Source organism: Actinoplanes palleronii, from assembly GCF_016862315.1.
Classification (GTDB): Bacteria; Actinomycetota; Actinomycetes; order Mycobacteriales; family Micromonosporaceae; genus Actinoplanes; species Actinoplanes palleronii.
Genome location: NZ_BOMS01000073.1, coordinates 139,950 through 157,992, shown reverse-complemented (window position 1 = coordinate 157,992; position 18,043 = coordinate 139,950). Strand labels below are relative to the sequence as shown.

General features: G+C 72.7%; 11 protein-coding genes. 7 read left to right on the top strand and 4 right to left on the bottom strand.

Annotated features, from left to right (window positions below; all coding sequences use genetic code 11):
• Positions 1-14: 14 nt before the first annotated feature.
• On the bottom strand, positions 15-4,193 hold the full coding sequence (locus Apa02nite_RS24465; protein WP_203827054.1) for a type VII secretion EssC family protein: 4,179 nt from the start codon (positions 4,191-4,193) through the stop codon (positions 15-17).
• Between the two features lie 75 nt (positions 4,194-4,268).
• On the opposite strand from Apa02nite_RS24465, the gene Apa02nite_RS24460 reads away from it, so the two are divergent.
• Together Apa02nite_RS24460 and Apa02nite_RS24455 are read left to right on the top strand one after the other, a co-directional pair.
• On the top strand, positions 4,269-5,465 hold the full coding sequence (locus Apa02nite_RS24460; RefSeq protein ID WP_203827053.1) for an acyltransferase family protein: 1,197 nt from the start codon (positions 4,269-4,271) through the stop codon (positions 5,463-5,465).
• On the top strand, positions 5,453-6,010 hold the full coding sequence (locus Apa02nite_RS24455; protein WP_067703988.1) for a dihydrofolate reductase family protein: 558 nt from the start codon (positions 5,453-5,455) through the stop codon (positions 6,008-6,010). The genes Apa02nite_RS24460 and Apa02nite_RS24455 overlap by 13 nt, the downstream gene beginning before the upstream one ends.
• Positions 6,011-6,143: 133 nt before the next feature.
• Here Apa02nite_RS24455 and Apa02nite_RS24450 read toward each other — a convergent pair whose 3' ends face one another.
• From Apa02nite_RS24450 to pgi, 3 genes are all read right to left on the bottom strand, one after another.
• Positions 6,144-7,472: a carbohydrate-binding protein gene (locus tag Apa02nite_RS24450; RefSeq protein ID WP_203827052.1), complete on the bottom strand. Its 1,329-nt coding sequence runs from the start codon at positions 7,470-7,472 to the stop codon at positions 6,144-6,146.
• Between the two features lie 121 nt (positions 7,473-7,593).
• The gene (locus Apa02nite_RS24445; RefSeq protein WP_203827051.1) at positions 7,594-8,640 is read right to left on the bottom strand and encodes a winged helix DNA-binding domain-containing protein; all 1,047 of its coding nucleotides are present in this window, start codon (positions 8,638-8,640) and stop codon (positions 7,594-7,596) included.
• Between the two features lie 63 nt (positions 8,641-8,703).
• Positions 8,704-10,332, bottom strand: a complete 1,629-nt coding sequence (pgi, locus tag Apa02nite_RS24440; protein ID WP_203827050.1) for a glucose-6-phosphate isomerase — start codon at positions 10,330-10,332, stop codon at positions 8,704-8,706.
• 191 nt (positions 10,333-10,523) lie between these two features.
• Between pgi and Apa02nite_RS24435 the strand changes: the two genes are divergently transcribed.
• The 5 genes from Apa02nite_RS24435 to Apa02nite_RS51950 all read left to right on the top strand — a co-directional run bounded on the left by Apa02nite_RS24435 (position 10,524) and on the right by Apa02nite_RS51950 (position 17,738).
• Positions 10,524-12,401, top strand: coding sequence for a glycosyltransferase family 39 protein (locus tag Apa02nite_RS24435; protein WP_239164538.1), 1,878 nt, complete (start codon positions 10,524-10,526; stop codon positions 12,399-12,401).
• A 65-nt stretch (positions 12,402-12,466) separates the two neighbouring features.
• Positions 12,467-13,408, top strand: coding sequence for a hypothetical protein (locus Apa02nite_RS24430; protein WP_203827048.1), 942 nt, complete (start codon positions 12,467-12,469; stop codon positions 13,406-13,408).
• A complete protein-coding gene (locus Apa02nite_RS24425; RefSeq protein WP_203827047.1) occupies positions 13,405-13,632 on the top strand; it encodes a hypothetical protein in 228 nt (75 codons plus the stop codon). Before Apa02nite_RS24430 ends, Apa02nite_RS24425 begins: the two co-directional genes overlap by 4 nt.
• A 33-nt stretch (positions 13,633-13,665) precedes the next feature.
• Positions 13,666-15,006 (top strand): SWIM zinc finger family protein, encoded by a 1,341-nt coding sequence (locus tag Apa02nite_RS24420; RefSeq protein ID WP_067704007.1) that lies wholly within the window; start codon positions 13,666-13,668, stop codon positions 15,004-15,006.
• Complete coding sequence (locus Apa02nite_RS51950) at positions 15,003-17,738, top strand: DUF6493 family protein (RefSeq protein WP_203827046.1); 2,736 nt, start codon at positions 15,003-15,005, stop codon at positions 17,736-17,738. Before Apa02nite_RS24420 ends, Apa02nite_RS51950 begins: the two co-directional genes overlap by 4 nt.
• Positions 17,739-18,043: the final 305 nt, after the last annotated feature.

The following is an 18,043-nucleotide window of genomic DNA, read 5'->3' as shown; positions in this document are numbered from 1 at the left end:
GGTGCCCGAGCCGGTCAGCTGCTGACCGCGGCCTGCACGATGTCCCACTCACCGTTGTGGATCAGGTAGCCGCGGCCGGGGCCCAGCCGGACCGGCGCCCGCCGGGGCAGTGTCACGCCGAGCAGGTCGCCGTCCAGGTCGACGTTCGGGCGCAGCAGCAGCCCCACCTTGGACCGGCGGACCGTCTGGGTCCAGTGGCCGTAGAGCGTGCGCAGCGCGTCCGAGCGGCCGGCCACGATCACGTGCAGGTCGGGCCGGCCGGCCGAGAGCAGCCCGGCGATCGCCGCGTCGGCGTCGTCGAACCCCTCCGCGTCGTCGATGAACAGCACCGCCGGGCCGTCGACGGTGCGCAGGTCGGCGAGCATCGCGGTGGCCGCTCCCCCGGCGGCGGCGAACCGGTCCAGGTCCGTGCTCTCGCGCAGCGGGGAACGGCGGCCGCCGGTGGCCGCGAGGTGGGCCCGGCCGCGCAGCACCGCGGCGAGGCTGAGCAGCGTGCTGCTCTTGCCGCTGCGGGCCGGGCCGGTGATCAGCGCGTGGTCGCCCTCGTAGAGCACCAGCTGCGCGGCCTCGAGATCGGACTCGCGGATGCCGACCGGCAGCCGCCACGGCTCGCCGGCCAGCGACGGCGGCGGCAGGTCGGCGGCGGCGACCGCGGCGGGCAGCACGCCGATCCGGGCGGCCAGCACCGGCGCGTCCGGATATTTGGCGGCGACCGCGGCGACCATCGCGGCCGGGGACGGGGTGGGCCGGCCGACCTGCGCCTGCAGTGCGGCCGGCAGAGTGACCATCCGGCCGGGCACCCGGGCCGGGACGTCCTTGCGGGTCAGGCCGGCCGCGACGTAGTCGTACGGGTCGGGCAGACGGAACAGCCAGCGCTGGGTGGTCACCGAGGTCCACGCGGGCGGGACGGTGCTGAACCGGTCGGCGGTCACCGCGAACGTGATCCCGGCCGCGGTGCCGTCGGCGTAGAGCCGGGTCAGCAGGTCCAGCACGGCCAGGCCCTCGACGTCGTCGAACTCGGCGCGCATCGCGGCCAGGTTGTCGATCAGCACCACGATCGTGCGGCGCGGGCCGGTCGCGGCGGTCCGGCGCCGGTCCAGCTCGGCGCGCAGGTGCCGGATCAGCCGGACCTGCCGTTCCCGGTCGTCGGCGGCGATCACCGCGCCGGTCTGCGGGAGCCCGTCGAGGACGGCCAGGTCACCGGTGCCGTAGTCGATCGCATACAGCTCCAGCTGCTCCGGGCCGCGGGCGACGGCCAGGCTGAGCGCGAGCGACTGGAGCGTGGTCGTGGTGCCGCTGCCGGTGATCCCGAACAGCAGCAGGTTACCCTCGGCCGGATCCCAGCCGGCCGGGTGCTGCGCCTGCCGGTCCGGGTCGTCGGCGAGCGCCACGGTGGCCCGCCCGGGTTCCGGTGGCAGCGTGGCCAGGTCGAGGTCGCCGCTGAGCGGTTCCGGCCAGGGCCGCCGGGGTGCCGGCAGACCCGAGGCCGCTGCGGCGATCGCATCGACGAGACGCGCCAGGTCCGTGCGTTCTTCTTCGGTACGAGGTGCAGGCCCCGACGTCACCGCCCCGCCGAACGTGAACGGCGCCACCGCGACCGGCGCGTCGTCCTCACCCCCGGACACCGCGGTGACCAGCGCCGTCTGGATCGGCACCACCTCACCCGGCCCGAGTCGCACGTACGCCCGGCCGGGCAGCAACCGGCTCAGCTCGGCCGCCTCCCGGATCCCGATCACGTCGATCGAGTCGGCGGCGTCCTGCACCCGCAGGGCGATCCGCAGGTTGGTGTTCGTGCGGATGTTGTCGTTGACCGCGCCGGACGGCCGCTGCGTCGCCAGGATCAGGTGCACGCCCAGGGTGCGGCCGCGCTGCGCGATCCCGACCAGGGCGGTCAGGAAGTCCGGTAGTTCCTTGGCCATGGTGGCGAACTCGTCGATCACCACGACCAGCCGGGGCATCGGCTCGGTCGCGCTCGCGCCGCTGCGGACGTACTCGATCAGGTTGTCGCAGCGCACCTCCCGCAACCGGCGCTCGCGGTGCCGCAGCTCCGCCTCCAGGGAGCGCAGCGCCCGCTCGCCGAGCTGCTCGTCCAGGTCGGTGACCATGCCGACGGTGTGCGGCAGCCGCGCGCACTCGTCGAACGCCGCGCCGCCCTTGTAGTCCATCAGCACGAACGTGAGCCGGGACGGGTCGGCGTTCGCGGCGAGCGCGGCGACCAGGCTGCGCAGCAGCTCGCTCTTGCCGGAGCCGGTGGTGCCGCCGATCAGCCCGTGCGGGCCGTCCCGGATCAGGTCGAGGGTGAACACCCCGCGGTCGGTCACCCCGAGCGGCGCGGTGATCGCGACCGGGTCGGCGCGCCGCCAGCGCTCGGCGACCCCGGCGGCGTCCACCCCGGCCAGCCCGATCATCGGCAGCAGCCGCACGCCGTCGGGCAGCCCGGCGCCGGTGCGCTGCAGCTCCGGGTCGTCGAAGCGGGCCAGCCGGCGCGCACAGGTCCGCGCCTGCGGCACGGCCAGCCCGGCGAGCAGCACGTCCGGGACGGCGAGGCCGTCGGCGGGCCGTCGTACGATCGCGTCCCCGTCCGGATCGACGATCTCCAGCACGGTGTCACAGGCCGCCGGCAGGCGGTCGACGCTCGCGGCCAGCACGATCCCGGCGACCGGAACCACCGCGGCGGCCTGCCCGAACGGCGTGCGCGGCGCGACCCGGGCCTGGTTGAGCAGGTCCCGAGCCGGTGCCCGGGCACCCTCGGTGAGCACGTCGGAGTCGAGCACCACGAGGGCGGTGCCGAGCGCGGCACCGGCGGCCAACTGCCGGGCCATCGCCTCGCCGCTCTCCCGGGTGTGCGCGAGCCAGCGGCCGGAGTCGTCCGGGAGCCGGGTGTGCGGCAGCCACTTGCACCAGTCCCACTCCGGTTCCCGGCCGTCGTCGACGAGCACCGCGACGGTCAGGTCGGCCGGGCCGTGGTGCACCGCGGCCTGGCAGAGCAGGCTGCGGGCGACGGCGAGCGCGGCGGCCCGGTCACCGGCGATCCCGACGATCCCGCCGCCACCGAGGGCGACCTCGACCGGCGCGGCGGGCAGCACGGCCTTCGCCACCCGTTCCCGGGCCGGTTCGGCGAGCTTGCCGGTCTCGGCGGTGACCTCCGGCTGCCACGGCCGGTCCGCGATCCCGGCGTAGAGCCGCAGGAAGTCGTCGTGGGCGGGCCGCCGCTCCCAGAGCCGGGTGCTGGGCAGCTCGGCGCGGCGCAGGGCCTCGGCCGGGTCGCCGAGCAGCTCCCGCAGCCGGGTCCGCTCGGTCGCGCCGGCCCGCGCCAGCCCCTGATCCAACTCGGTCAGCCCGGCCGCGAATGTCCGCTTGCCCTCGTCGGTCTCCTTGCGGTTGCGGCGGCGCGACTCGAGATAGGTGCCGATCCCGATCAGCGGGGAGAGCAGCGCGAACAGCCCGAACCGCAGGTCGCGGGTGACCACCACCATGACCACCGCGAGGACCAGCGGGCCGACCGTGGAGGCGACGCTGAAGTGCGGTTTCGCCGGTTCGCGCGGCTCGGCCGGCGCGGTCAGCCCGCCGGGGCGCTCGGGTGGCGCGGCGCGCGGCGGCCGGTTGAACGAGACCGTGCCGCCCGGGCCGAGGTGCCGGCGCAGGTCGAGGCCGGCCGGCCGGTCGCGGCCCGGTCCCGGCCGCAAGGTCATCGCCAGAGCGCCGATGCCGAGCACGTCACCGCTGGTCACGGCGGCTGGTTCGGTCACCCTTACCCCATTGAGCTGTACGCCGTTGGACGCGCCGAGATCGGTCACCGTGACCGTCCCGTCCGGCTCGACGGTCAGCAGGCAGTGCTCCCGCGACACGGTCTCGTGCTCGAGCCGCAGCCCGGCCGACGGCCCGCGCCCGACCACCCAGCGACCGGGGCCCAGCGGGAACACCCGCCCGGCGGTCAGCCCGGCGACCAGCACCGCCTCGTATACCGGTGGCCGGGCCGGCGCGGTGACCCGCGGTGGGCCGGCGTCCAGGGTCGCGCCCTCGTGCAGCCCGGAGTCCTCGATCGGTGTGGTGGTCTCCACCGGGGACCCGTCGACGGTGGCGACACCCGGATCGGCGGCGCCGAGCGCCGGGAACAGGTCGGCCAGGGTCGCCTCCCGGCTGCGCGGCCGCACGTCGATCTCGCGTCCAGCCGGCGCATAGACGATGTGCACCCGCCCAGGCTATCCATTCCCGATGATCGATTCGTCTGTTGATCTCCGCGACCGTGGATGGATTAGGGTGGCCGGATGTCCGGGCGGTGGGGTTGGCTCGACGGGCTGCGCGCGGTCGCGGTCCTGCTCGTGCTGTACGCCCACCTGACCCGGTACGTCTTCACCGGCCTGCGCGCGGTCACCGGCGAGTGGCTGCACGCCGGCACCGCCGGTGTGATGCTGTTCTTCCTGGTCAGTGGGTACATCATCCCGGCCTCGCTGGAACGGCGCGGCGACCTGCGGGCGTTCTGGGTCAGCCGGGCGCTGCGGCTCTACCCGATGTACCTGGTCGCGATCGCCGCCGTGGTGCTGCTGGCCGGCTACCGGACCGCCGAGCCGGTGACCTCGGCGGTGGCGCACGCGACGATGCTGCCGTTCCTGCTGGACGTGCCACTGGTCACGCCGGTGCTGTGGACGCTGACCTACGAGATGGTGTTCTACCTGCTGGCCACCGCGCTGTTCACGGTTCGCGCGCATCGGGCGTCGGCGGCGGTCGCGATCGTGCTCGCCGTGCTCGGGGTGGTCACGGCACCCCTGTCCGGGCCGCGGGCGGGGCTGGTGTGGCCGGCTGCTGTCGTACTCATGATCGGTCTTGGTCTGGTTGTCTCCGGACGAGCCGGGCCGGCGAAGGCGGGCGGGCTGCTGATCGGCGGGCTCGTGGTGACGCTGATCGCTCTCGGTCAGGATCCGGCGCACCGGTGGGACGGGCTGCTGATTCTCGCGGTGATGTTCACCGGGACCGCGATCTACCGCGCCGATCAGGGGCAGGTCGGGTGGTGGCAGCCGGCGCTCGCCGGGACGGTGGTGGCCGCCGGGTTGCTGATCAACTGGCTGGCCGAACTGGTCGCGTTCGACGCGCTGACCCCGCGGTACGTGACCCGCTGCGTGCTCACGCTGGTGACTTTCGGCGGGGCGTTCGCGGTCGGCCGGCTGTGCCGTCATCGTCGTACCCCACAGTGGTTGTCCGGGATCGGGGTGGTGAGCTACTCGGTCTACCTGATCCACTACGTCCTGATCCAGATCGGTCACCGTTTCCTGCTCTCGGGGCTGCCCGACCCGCTGGTCGCGGTCGGCTACCTGACCGCGGTGCTCGGGCTGGCCTGGCTCACCCATCGGTACGTGGAGGTACCGGCTCAGCGAATCGGCCGCCGGAAGCGTGCCTCGCCGCCTCCGGAGCGACAGGATGGTCCCGGTGAGTCACCGAGCGTGAAGGAGACGGCATGGCACGGCTGATCTGCACCGGGATCACCTCCCTGGACGGCTACATCACCGACGAGCAGGGCGAATTCGACTGGAGCGAGCCGGACGAGGAGGTGCACGCGTTCGTCAACGACCTGGAACGCTCGATCGGCACCTATCTCTACGGCCGGCGCCTCTACGAGGTGATGCGGTATTGGGAGGACGCGCACACCCACCCGGGGTCACCTGCGGTGGAGCTCGACTACGCCCGGCTCTGGCAGGCCGCCGACAAGATCGTCTACTCGACGTCGCTGGAGACGGTGACCACCGCGCGCACCCGGATCGAACGCGTCTTCGACCCGAAGGTGGTGCAGGCCCTGAAGGACACCGCCGACCGCGATCTCAGCATCGGCGGACCGCACCTGGCCGCGCACGCGTTCCGGGCCGCGCTGGTCGACGAGGTCCAGCTGTTCATCTCACCGGTCGCGGTCGGCGGCGGCACCAGGTTCCTGCCTTCCGGGGTACGCCTGGACCTGCGCCTGGCCGAGCAGCGCCGCTTCACCAACGGCGTCGTCTACCTGAGGTACCGAGCGGCATGACGCCCACGAAAGCCGCCCACCCGCGCCGAGCAGCCACACGCTGATCGTTTCCGGCGCCGGCGACCGGCCAGAACGGCGCTGGAAAGGATCACCGGCCCGGGGACGGGCCGGGCCGGTGATCGGGGGGTCGCGGTCAGCGGCCCTGGAGGGCCTTGACGTTGTCGCCGAAGGTCCAGTTCTTGGAGCCGTCCCAGTTGATCGACCAGGTCATCAGGCCCTTGATCGACGGGACTGACTGGTAGGCCTGGGAGACCAGGGACGGGCTCATGTAGCCGCCGCCGGCGCCGGACTGGGCGGGCAGGCCGGGGACCTGCTTGTCGTACGGAATCTTGATGGTCGTGCCCTGGATCGTCAGCCCGTTGTTCAAGCACTGGGTCTGGACGGTGAAGCCCTGCACGGTGCCGGCCGCGTAGGAGTCACCGGAACAGCCGTACATCGAGCCGTTGTAGTACTGCATGTTCAACCACCACAGCCGGCCGTTGTCCAGGTACTTCTTGATGATCGGCAGGTACGAGCCCCAGATCGAGCCGTAGGTGACGCTGCCACCGGTCACGTACGCGGTCTCCGGCGCCATGGTCAGGCCGAAGTTCGACGGCATCTGGGCGAGCACCCCGTCGATGATCCGGATCAGGTTCGACTGCGACGCGGAGAGCGTGGTGATGCTGCCGCTGCCGGTGAGGCCGGTCTCGATGTCGATGTCGATGCCGTCGAAGTTGTTCGCCTTCAGGATCGGCACGATGGTCGACACGAACTTGTCGGCGACCGTGCTCGAGCTCAGGTCGATGCCGGCCGCCGCGCCGCCGATCGACATCAGGATCGTGGCGCCCTGTGCCTTGGCCGCGCAGATCTCCGCGGCGGTCGGCACCTTGACGCCGGCGTCCATGCCGTTCTCCCAGAGCACCGTGCCGTCCGAGCGGATCACCGGGAACGCCGCCATCAGCACGTTGTACCCGTGCTGGGTGATCCGGCTGTCGTTGACCGGGATCCAGCCGAGGCCGGGGTGCACGCCGTTCGAGGCGCCGTCCCAGTTCTCCCAGTAGCCCTGCAGCACCTTGCCCGCCGGACGGCCCTTCGTCGCGCAGCCGGTGCCGCCCGTGGAGGTCGGGGTGGGGGTGGGCGACGCCGTCGGGGAGACCGTCGGGGACGGCGTCGGCGAGGCCGAGGTCCTGGTCGGCGTGGGGCTGGGGGTGCCGCCCCCGGTGCACGCGCCGAGGTCCTTCCACAGTGTCGGGGTGGCGGCCGGGTTCCAGCCGGCGCCGGCCCACGCGGTGTGGGTAACGAGCGCCTGGTACAGCTTGGACTGGTAGGTCACCTGCTGCCCGACGGTGTAGGTGGGCCCCTCGGTCCAGGTCACCGACGAGCAGGCGACAGCGGCCTGGCTCGTCGACGAGAACGCGACGACCGACCCGAGTGCCACCCCCACCCCGGCGACCAGTGCCAACACCTGGCGGCGAATACCCATGGCGACTCCTCGACGAGTGAACGTGACCTGTGCCACCACATCGTGGCTTTCACGTTCACAAATATCAAGGGTTCTTAACAGTCAGTTAAGCAAGTTTCTTAACAGTGACCGGGAGGCACGGTCACCGAGAGGCCGCCACCGTGACCGGGAGGCCGACGAACGCGCCGAACGGCTGCAGCGCCTCCTCGGCCCGCTGCCAGTCCTTCGCGGTGAAATCGGTCAGCGGCGACACCACGATGGACACGGCTTTCTTGCCCAGCGTGCGTTTCCAGACCGCGCGCACCTTGCCGTCCTGCACCAGGGTGGACTGGAAGACGCCGTTGCCGCCCGGGATGATGCTCTTCAACATCTCCGGGGTGGCCATCATGGCGCGGTCCTTGAAGCCCAGCAGGTACTCGTCGAAGCCGGGCAGCGCGTGCCACCCGCGCACCGGGCCGGCCGCCAGCACCGCCGGGTCGGCCCACATCTTCACCCCGTCGACCTCGACCTCGGCCAGCCCCGCCGCGGCGATCCCGGCTCGGGCGTCGCCCATGGTCAGCGCGGTCCAGCCGGCGAAGTCCTTGGCCGTGGTGGGGCCGTGGCTGCGGAAATACCGATGCGCGAGGATGCCCAGCGCCTCGTCCCGCGAGGGCGTGTTGCGCGTCGCGGCCCACTCGTCGAGCAGCACGAACGTCTGCTCCTTGCCCCGGTTCGGGGCGACCGCCGTCACGCCGCGCTGACTCGCGTACCACAGAAGGTGGTAAGCGAGCGGACCGGTGACCGTGACGCCGCCGTCGTTCATCGCCACCACGCACTCGGATCGCGTCTTGCGGCCACCGCCCGCCAGGGCGGCGCCGAGGATCTCGACCGCGCGGTCCGCGTCCTTCTCGGACAGGCCCAGGATCTCGCGGCGTTTCTCGACGCCGGCGAACATCCGGACGCCGGTCAGGCCGAGCATCCAGTGCGCGTCGGCCGACGGGATCAGGTGCACGGTGCCGCGCATCGGCCAGGTGCGCACCACGTCGTGCCGCTCGGTCCCGGCGACGATCTCGGCCTGGGTGCGGCCGGGCAGCCGGACGCCCAGCGACCAGAGCACGCTGTTGAGATCCTGCGCCTGCATGGCGCCGAACCACTCGGTGATCCCGAGGACCGTCTGCGGACCACCGCCACCGAGAAGGAGGCTGGTCATGCGCAGGCTCAGTGCCGTTTCCGAATTCACGGCACTGAGCCTAGAACGCCGGTGTGACAGAAATCAGCGGCCGCGCGCGGCCCGGTACCTCTTGATCAGGATGTTCGTCGACGAGTCGGCGTCGTCGGCCGGCGCGTCGGACGCGGTCAGCTTCGGCGCGAGCTGGTTCGCCATCACCTTGCCGAGCTCGACACCCCACTGGTCGAACGAGTTGATCTCCCAGATCACGCCCTGGGTGAACGTGATGTGCTCGTAGAGCGCCACCAGCTGCCCGAACGTGGCCGGCGTCAGCTTCTCCGCCAGGATCGTCGTGGTCGGGTGGTTGCCCTGCATGACCCGGTGCTTGGCGACCTCGGGCTTGGTGCCCTCGGCCTCGACCTGCTCCAGGGTCCGGCCGAAGGCCAGCGCACCGGTCTGTGCCAGGAAGTTCGACATGAACAGGTCGTGCATCTCACCGATGTCGTGGTTCGGCACGCTGAACCCGATGAAGTCCGCCGGGATCAGCTTGGTGCCCTGGTGGATCAGCTGGTAGAACGCGTGCTGGCCGTTGGTGCCGGGCTCGCCCCAGAACACCTCGCCGGTCTGGTAGGCGACCCGCTCGCCGTCCAGCCGGACCGACTTGCCGTTGCTCTCCATGGTCAGCTGCTGCAGGTACGCGGCGAAACGGTGCAGGTACTGCGCGTACGGCAGGACCGCGTGCGACTGGGCACCGAGGAACGTGTCGTACCAGACGTTGATCAGGCCGAGCAGGGCCGGGACGTTCTGCTCGATCGGCGTGCTGCGGAAGTGCTCGTCGACGGCGTGGTAGCCGGCGAGCATCTCGGCGAACTTCTCCTTGCCGATCGCGACCAGCACCGACAGGCCGACCGCGGACGGCAGCGAGTAGCGCCCGCCGACCCAGTCCCAGAAGCCGAACATGTTGGCGGTGTCGATGCCGAAGTCGGCGACCTTCGCGGCGTTCGTGCTGACCGCGACGAAGTGCTTGGCGACCGCGGCGTCGTCCTTGAGCGTCGCCAGCAGCCAGGACCGGGCCTCGGCGGCGTTGGTGAGCGTCTCCTGCGTGGTGAACGTCTTGGAGACGATGATGAACAGCGTGGTGGCCGGGTCCAGGTCACGGGTCTTCTCGAACAGGTCCGTGGGGTCGATGTTCGACACGAACCGGCACTCGATGTCGCGCTGCGTGTAGTCCTTCAGCGCCTCGTACGCCATCACCGGGCCCAGGTCGGAGCCGCCGATGCCAATGTTGACCAGCGTCTTGATGCGCTCGCCGGTGTGGCCCTTCCACTCACCGGAGCGGACCTTGTCGGCGAACGCGCCCATCCGGTCGAGGACCTCGTGCACGTCGGCGACCACGTCCTGGCCGTCGACCACGAGCTGCGCGTCACGCGGCAGCCGCAGCGCGGTGTGCAGGACGGCGCGGTCCTCGGTGACGTTGATGTGCTCGCCGGCGAACATCGCGGTGATCCGCTCGCTCAGCTTCGCCCGGCCGGCCAGGGCGACCAGGGCGGACAGCACCTCGTCGGTGACCAGGTTCTTGCTGTAGTCGATGTACAGATCGGCGAGCTCGGCGGCGTAGCGCTCGCCACGCTGCGGCTCGCTGTCGAACAGGTCACGAAGGTGGACCGCTGAGAACTTCTCCGCGTGGCCCTGCAGGGCCTGCCACTCGGCGCTGTCGGAAACGTGTTCGCTCATCTCTCCCACTCCGAACCTGGTTACTCGCACACTTCGCCCATCGTGGCACGTACCGCTGCCGGACGCGGCGAACTGGGGTTCATAGACGACGCACAGATGGATCACAGAGGCGTCGTAGGACCACTCGCGAGGTTAGTCCCATGACGACCACCGCCGCCCACCGGACCCGAAGTGCCCCGGAGCGTACGTCTTTGGGCCTTCTTCTGGTGGCCACCGCCACCCTGTACCTGTGGAATCTCAGTGAATCCGGCTGGGGCAACAGCTTCTACGCCGCCGCCGCGCAGGCCGGCGCGCAGAGCTGGAAGGCGTGGCTGTTCGGCTCGCTGGACGCCGGCAACGCGATCACCGTGGACAAGCCGCCCGCCGCGATGTGGGTGATGGGCCTCTCCGCGCGGATCTTCGGGGTGAACAGCTGGGCGATCCTGGCGCCGCAGGCGCTGATGGGCGTGGCCAGCGTGTGGCTGCTCTACCTGGCGGTCAAGCGCTGGTTCGGGCACGTCGCCGGGCTGCTGGCCGGCGCCGCGCTGGCGCTCACCCCGGTCGCCGTGCTGATGTTCCGCTACGACAACCCGGACGCGCTGCTGGTGCTGCTGATGACCGCGGCCGCGTACACCACGGTCCGGGCCACCGAGACGGCCAGCGGGAAGTGGCTGGTCTGGACCGGGGTGCTGCTCGGCTTCGGGTTCCTCACCAAGATGATGCAGGCGTTCCTGGTGCTGCCGGCGTTCGCGCTGGTCTACCTGGTCGCCGCGCCCACCACGCCCGGGAAGCGGATCAAGCACCTGCTGCTGGCCGGGCTGGCGCTGGTCGTCTCGGCCGGGTGGTTCATCGCGCTGGTGTCGCTGTGGCCGGCGTCGTCCCGGCCGTACATCGCCGGGTCGACGAACAACACGCTGTGGGAGCTGGCGCTGGGCTACAACGGGCTGGGCCGGATCCTCGGCGGTTCGGGCAACGGTGGCGGTGGCGGCGGTGGCGGTGGCGGTGGCAACACCGGGTTCGGCGGGGCGACCGGGATCGGGCGGTTGTTCGGCACGTCGATGGGCACCGAGATCTCCTGGCTGCTGCCGGCCGCGCTGATCGCGATGGTGGCGGTGCTCGCGGTGACCTGGACGGCGCCGCGTACCGACCGGGCCCGGGCCGGGATGCTGCTGTGGGGCGGGTGGCTGCTGGTGACCGGGGTGACGTTCTCGTACATGAGCGGGACGATCCACCCGTATTACACGATCGCGCTGGCGCCGTCGATCGCCGCGGTGGTGGGGATCGGGGCGCGGGTGCTCTGGCTGTACCGGGCGGAGATGTGGGCGCGGATCGTGCTGGCTGGGATGGTGCTCGCGACGGCCGGGTGGGGATTCGTCCTTCTGGGTCGTACCGAATGGATGCCGGCACTCCGGTGGGCCGCGCTGGCGGCCGGGACCATCGCGGCGATCGCGCTGATCGCGCCGGCTGCTCAACTGCGCCGGCTGGCCGTGATCGGCGTCGTCGCCGGGTTGCTGTCGACCGGGCTGGGCAGCGCGGCCTACGCGACCGCGACGGTCGGCGTCGCCCATACGGGCTCGATCCCCAGCTCCGGACCGTCCGGAACGTCCGGCATGGGCGGCGGTTTTTCTCGTACGAACAATGAGTCCCGTCCCTCCGCACCTTCGTCGTCGTCCTCTTCCTCGGCCGCTCCGTCGACCGGCGGCGCACCGGGCGGCACGGGTGGCGGCCGTGGCGGCGGGAGCAGCAGCAACAGTGAGCTGACCGCCCTGCTGAAGGCGAGCACCACCCGCTGGTCCGCCGCGGTCAGCGGCGCCACCTCGGCCGCCGACCTGGAGCTCGCCTCCGGCACCGCGGTGATCGCCCTGGGCGGCTGGAACGGCAGCGACCCGTCACCCACCCTCGCCGAGTTCCAGGCCTCCGTGGCGGCCGGCGACATCCACTACTTCGTCTCCGGCGGTGGCATGGGCGGTGGCGGCGGGCAGGGCGGCACCGCCACCGAGAGCTCGCAGATCGCCACCTGGGTGGCCGCGAACTACACCGCCACCACGGTCGGCGGCTCCACGATCTACGACCTGACCGCCACGAAGTAGACCTTCCCCCGAACAGCGGGCCCCGCGACTCCCCCGGTCGCGGGGCCCGCACCTATCATCCGTCGATGATCATCAGGCTCTCCGCGGCGGCCGACCGGCGCCGCACGCTGATTCCACTGTTCGCCGCGGCGGTCACCGCGGCGCTGGTGGCCGCGTCCCACCTGCCCGGCGGGCAGATCCCGGCCGTCCTCGCCCTGCTGGTCGAGTGCCTGACCGGTGTCGGGCTCGGGCTCGCCGTCACGGTCGCGGCCCAGCGGACCGCCCAGGCCGCCCCGGCCTTCGTCGTCGACGAGCGGACGCCGGCCCTGCACAGCACGCGCACCGGCGCGCTCCCGCTGCTCAGCGTCGCCATGGTGTCCGTGCTGGGCATCGCGGTCGTGCTGCCCCCGCTGGATCCGGAACTGCGCCCGGTCATGTGGCCGCTCGGCGCGTTCGCCGCCGTGTTCCTGATCCTCTGCGGTCACGGCATCCTGCGCGGGCTCGGGGTGAGTCTCACCCCGGACGGCGTACGCGCCGACAAGCTGGCCGGCGCCGTGACCGTGCCGTGGGAGGCCGTCGACCCGGTGCAGATCTGGTCCGGGCCGTTCGAGGTCCGGATCCGGTACCGACGGCCGGAGCTGGTCCGGACCACCGGCTGGGTGGTCAACCCGAACCGGTTCCGGGTGGACGGGAGCTCACCGGCGTTCACCGCCGCGACCGTCCAGCACTACGCCGCGAACCCCGATCAGCGGGTGCTGATCGGCGCCCCGGCCGGGCAGTTGCACCCGTCGTCGACGGCCGCCGAACCGCCCCGGTCGACCGAGCCCTGGAACCCGAGCACCGTCGTACCGATCCTGGTCCTGGCCGTCCTGATCGGCGCGGGCGCGCTGGCCGGCGACCTCTGGGTGGGCGCGACCTACGGGAACACCTCGGTCGCCGGCCTGGTCGCCCACGTGCTGGCGGTCCTGCTGGCGCTGGTCGCCGCCCGGTTCATCCGTGGCTCGGTCCGACTGCTGCGCCGCCGATGAACGAGCCACAGACCGGACGGGGAACCCTCGTCGTCATCGGTGGTTACCTGGTCCTGCTCGCGGTCCTGCTCGGCGTGGTGTCCGGTGTCGACGCGGTGTTCGGCGCGGATTCGGTGCCCGGCCTGGTCACCCGGATCGGGAACGGTCTGCTCGCGATCGGCGCCACCCGGCTGCTCGCCGGTGTCGTCCGGGACTGGTGGCGGGACCGGCGCCGGCCGCGGTGAAAATTGTCGTACCTACGTTCTAGGTTCTCGCGCATGGTTACCGCGGCATACTCGTACCTCGGTTCGTCGACTCTGGACGACGGCCTGACTCTGCAGACCTCCGGCGGGCCGGCGGCGCATCCCCGTTTCTTCACCGGCTTCCTCACCTCGCCCGGCGCCGCGGCGACCGGCCTGCTGGCCGTGGCCGAGGTGGCCCGCACGCGGTATTTCCGGCCGCTCCCCCCGGCCAGCCTCGACCCGGTGGTGACCGCCGGCTCCGACCGGCTGCGGTTCGAGTCGTTCTCCGGCTGCTGCGGCGTCTACGCCCGTCTCGACGTGCTCCCCGGCGGGCTGGACGGCGAGATCCTCGCGCACGGCACCACCAATGTCGACGTCAACCTGCCGCTGCAGCGGGCGCTGACCCGGGTCGGCCGCTCCGACCCGATGCACGTCGCGGTCGGCCCCGACGACCTGACCGTGACCACCTTCGACGGACCGCTGGTGGAGAAGAAGGTGCCGCTGCCGTCCCGCTGGCTGCGCGGCTTCGCCGAGGCGCAGGTGCTGACGTCCCGGTTCGACGCGCGCGCCGCGATCGGCGTCGCCGAGGCCCGCGCGCTCTTCCAGCGCCTGCCGGCCACCGACAAGTCCGTGCTCTGGGCGGTTCCGGCCGGGCGTTCGCTGCGCTTCACGTCCCGGCCGACGCCGGGCGCGGTCTGCCTGCCGGGCGCCGGGCGGCTGTCCGCTCTGAAACCCTTCCTCCGGTACGCGACGGGCCTGCGCGTGTTCGGCCCGGCCGTGTCGGCCGGCAGCGCCCCGGTCGCCAGCACCTGGGAGTTGAGCATGCCGACGCTGCGCCTGTCGGTGACCCTGTCGCCGGAGCCGTCGCGCGGCTTCTCCGGTGAGGGCGCGGTGCTCGAAGCGCTCGCCTCCGACGAGGTGGCCGACGACGCCGACCTGATCAGCGCCCTGCTCTCCTGGGACCCGGCGATCGACGTGGACGCGCTGGCCGGCGCGTCCGGGCTGGCCGCGGGCCGGGTGCGGGACGCGCTGACCCAGCTCGGCACGGCCGGCCGGGTGGGGTACGACGTGGCCGAGGCGGGCTATTTCCACCGCACCTTGCCGTACACGGCCGCCGCCGTCGAACGGATGAACCCCCGGCTGGCCGGTGCCCGCGCCCTGATCTCGGCGGGTGCGGTGACGCTCGGCGCCGAGGTGTCGGTGGTGGTCAGCGGCGACGAGACCTATCACGTCCGCCACGAGTCGCAGTCCTGCACCTGCCCGTGGTGGGCGAAACACCGGGGCGGGCGCGGCCCGTGCAAACACGTCCTCGCGGTCCGGATGGCCCACGCCGGCGAGACCGCCGCGACGATCGAGAAGGCCGAGGCCGCCGCATGACCATGACGACGCCACTGACCTGGGTCGGCCTGGACCGCCGCGCCCATCGCAACGAGGTCGGCGCGATCACCGCGCTGCTGCTCGCGGCCACCGAGGAGGAGCGCCTGGCGCTGGCCGAGGACGTCGAGGCCGGCATCAAGAAAGCCGACCGGGACGGCTGGTGGCGCGGCGACACCAGCCCGACGCCGGGGCACGCGCTCGCCGTGATCGGCTGCATGCCGACCGCCGCGAAGGCCGCCGCCCTGCTGCTGCGTGGCAACATGCGCAACTGGAGCGCGGTCACACCACGGCTGTTCCTGGAGATCGCCCAGGCGCGGGAGCTGCCCTGGCTGGGTGAGCTGGGTCAGCGCCTGGCCGCGCGGACCCCGGTGCGCGAACGGTGGAACAACGACTGGCCGTTCGCGGTCCGGCTGATGCACGCCGGTGGCGCCGAGCCGCCGGTCACCGAGGGCGTGACCCGGGCCTGGGTGGAGGGGCTGCTCCGGCCCGCCCAGCAGGGCACGCCGGTGCCACCGCTCAGCATCCGGATGCGCGACGACCCGTTCCTCCCGGTCCTGCTGCCCGCCGTGTTCGCGTTCGACGGTCTCGGCGCCGACCTGCTCAGCGACTCGTGGCAGGAGTCCGGTCCGCAGTTCCCGCCGGTGGTCGCGCACCTGGTCGCCGAGGGCACGCTGGAGCGCAAGACCGTGCTGGACCTGACCGTCGACCGGCTGGTCCGCGGCGACAAACCACACTGCCTGCGCCCGTTCACGCTGCTGCACGAGGCGCTGGCGCCCGGCATCGACGAGATGTCCAGTCACGCGCTGGACTACGCCCGGCTGCTGGCCGAGGCGCCCGGCGCGGTGGCGGCGGTGGCCCAGAAGGTGCTGCGGGCTGTCGACGACGCCGGGCGGCTGGAGCTGGACACCCTGCTCGACACGAGCGCGGCGACCCTGGTCCGCACCGAGAAGACCCTGGTCAAGGCGCAGATCACCTGGCTGGAGAAGGTGTCCCGCCGCGAGCCCGGGCGGGCTGCCGAGGTGCTCGAGACGGTTGCGGTGGCGTTCGGGCACCCGGCTCTGGACGTACAAGATCGGGCTTTGACGGTGATCGGCAAGCGGATCGGCGACCTGGACCCGGCAGTCGTGGCCCGGCTCGCCGACGCCGCCGTGGCGCTCTCCGGTGATCTGCCGGCCCGGGCCGCCGCGCTGTTCGGCACGGTCGTCGAGGAGGGTCCCGCCGAGATCCCGGAGCTGCCGCCGCCCGCCCCGCCGGCCGCGATGCCCGCACCGATCGCCACCCCGGCCGAGCTGGCCGAGGAGGTGGCCGCGCTGGTCCACGAGCCGGCCGCGATCCGCTGGGAACGCGTGCTGGCCGGCCTGGTCACGCTGAACACGACGGCGGGCCCGGCCGCGCTGGCCACCGCGCTGCAGCCGGTGCTCGACCGGTACCCGGGCGACTTCGAGGAGAACACCTGGAACCGCAGCAAGCCGCTGCTGCACCTGGGCGTCGCGATCCGCTCCGCGATCGGCACCGACAAGCCCGGCGGCCTGTGGCTCTGGCTGGTCACGTCGCTGCGCACGGCGTGGCAGGACGGCCGGCGCGGCGGGGTCGACTCGGCGATCGTCCCCACCCCCGACGGCGTCCTGGCGCTCCGGGTCGCCGAGACGGTGACCCAGCTGACCAGCACCATGGTGCCGCTGCTGATGGCCACCCCGACCCACGTGACCGGCAGTCTCGACGCGGCGGTCCTGCTCGACCGGTTGCGGCGGGCCGAGTCCGAGGGCTGGCAGCCGTGGCCGGTCGACTTCGAGCAGGCCCTGCTGCGGCTGCCCCGGGTGACCGATCCGGTGGTCGCCGCCGGTGCCGCGACGCTGACCTCCCCGGCCGGCCGGCAGTTCGCCGCCTGGCTCGCCGACGGCGGCCTGCCCGACCCGGTGAGCACCCGGTTCCAGCAGGAGCCGGCTCGGCGCGGCTACACCTGGTATTCCCCGGTCGGCCGCCGGGTGGTGGCCGCCCTGACCCCGGCCCGGGGCGGCGGCCTCCGCCTGGAACGCCAGCTGCTCACGATCGCCCCCGGCCCGCACCCGGAGGAGTTCCCGAGCGCGTTCCACGACGCCGGCGACGTGCTCGCCATGGTCCTGCCGCACCATCGGGAGGTGACCGCGGCCTGGGCGCTGCCCGAGCTGGCCGCGATGACCGACCAGGAGCAGCGCGAGGGTGCGGCGGTCCTGCCCCTGCTCGCCGAGTGCTCCGGCCCGGTCGGTCCGGCGCTGGCTTATGCCGTGGCGTATGCGCTGACCGCCCGCTACCAGGAAAGCCGCATCGCCGCCGTCGACGCCTTCCTCACCCTGGCTGCCGGCCCGCCCCCGGCCCGTGCCGCTGGGCCGGCCCGTGCCGCTGAGGCGGCCCTTCCCGGCGGGGCGGCCCCGTTTGCCGGGGCGGTTGGTGCCGCGGTGGCCGATCTCGGCGCCGATGCCACGCTGAAGTTGTCCCGGCTCGTCCCGGCCTTGGCCGAGGCGTACCGGGCGGGCGCCGCGGTCGCGGTCTGGGAGGTGCTGGCCACGGCCCTGCCGGCGATGCTGGCCAGTCCACAGCGGGGGTTGCCCGATCTGCTCGAGCTGGCCAGCCAGGTGGCCGGCGCGGTCCACGCCCGCGTGGAGATCCCGGGCCTGGCCGAGGTGGCCTCCCGCCCCGGCTCCTCCCGACTGGTCAAGGAAGCCAAGCGCCTCCAAACCGTCCTCACCCCCTGACCAGCCCGGTCACGGGGGCGCCGTCACGGGGGCGCCGTCACGGGGGCGCCGTCACGGGGGCGCCGGTCGGCGGCGCCGGTCGGCGGGCGCGGTGCCGGTCGGCGGGCGCGGTGCCGGTCGGCGGGCGCGGTTCAGACGCCATCACCGTTGGCGGGCACGGCCGCCTCGGGCGGCACTTCGCCGGCTGGTGCTGAGGGCTGCCTCCGGGCGCTCGAAGCAGCCACCAGCACCAGCTGGCATCGTGCGGCTCTGGCGGTCACGGCTGTTTGTCGGCGCTGGCTGGCCCGCAGGGGTGCCTCGCGGCC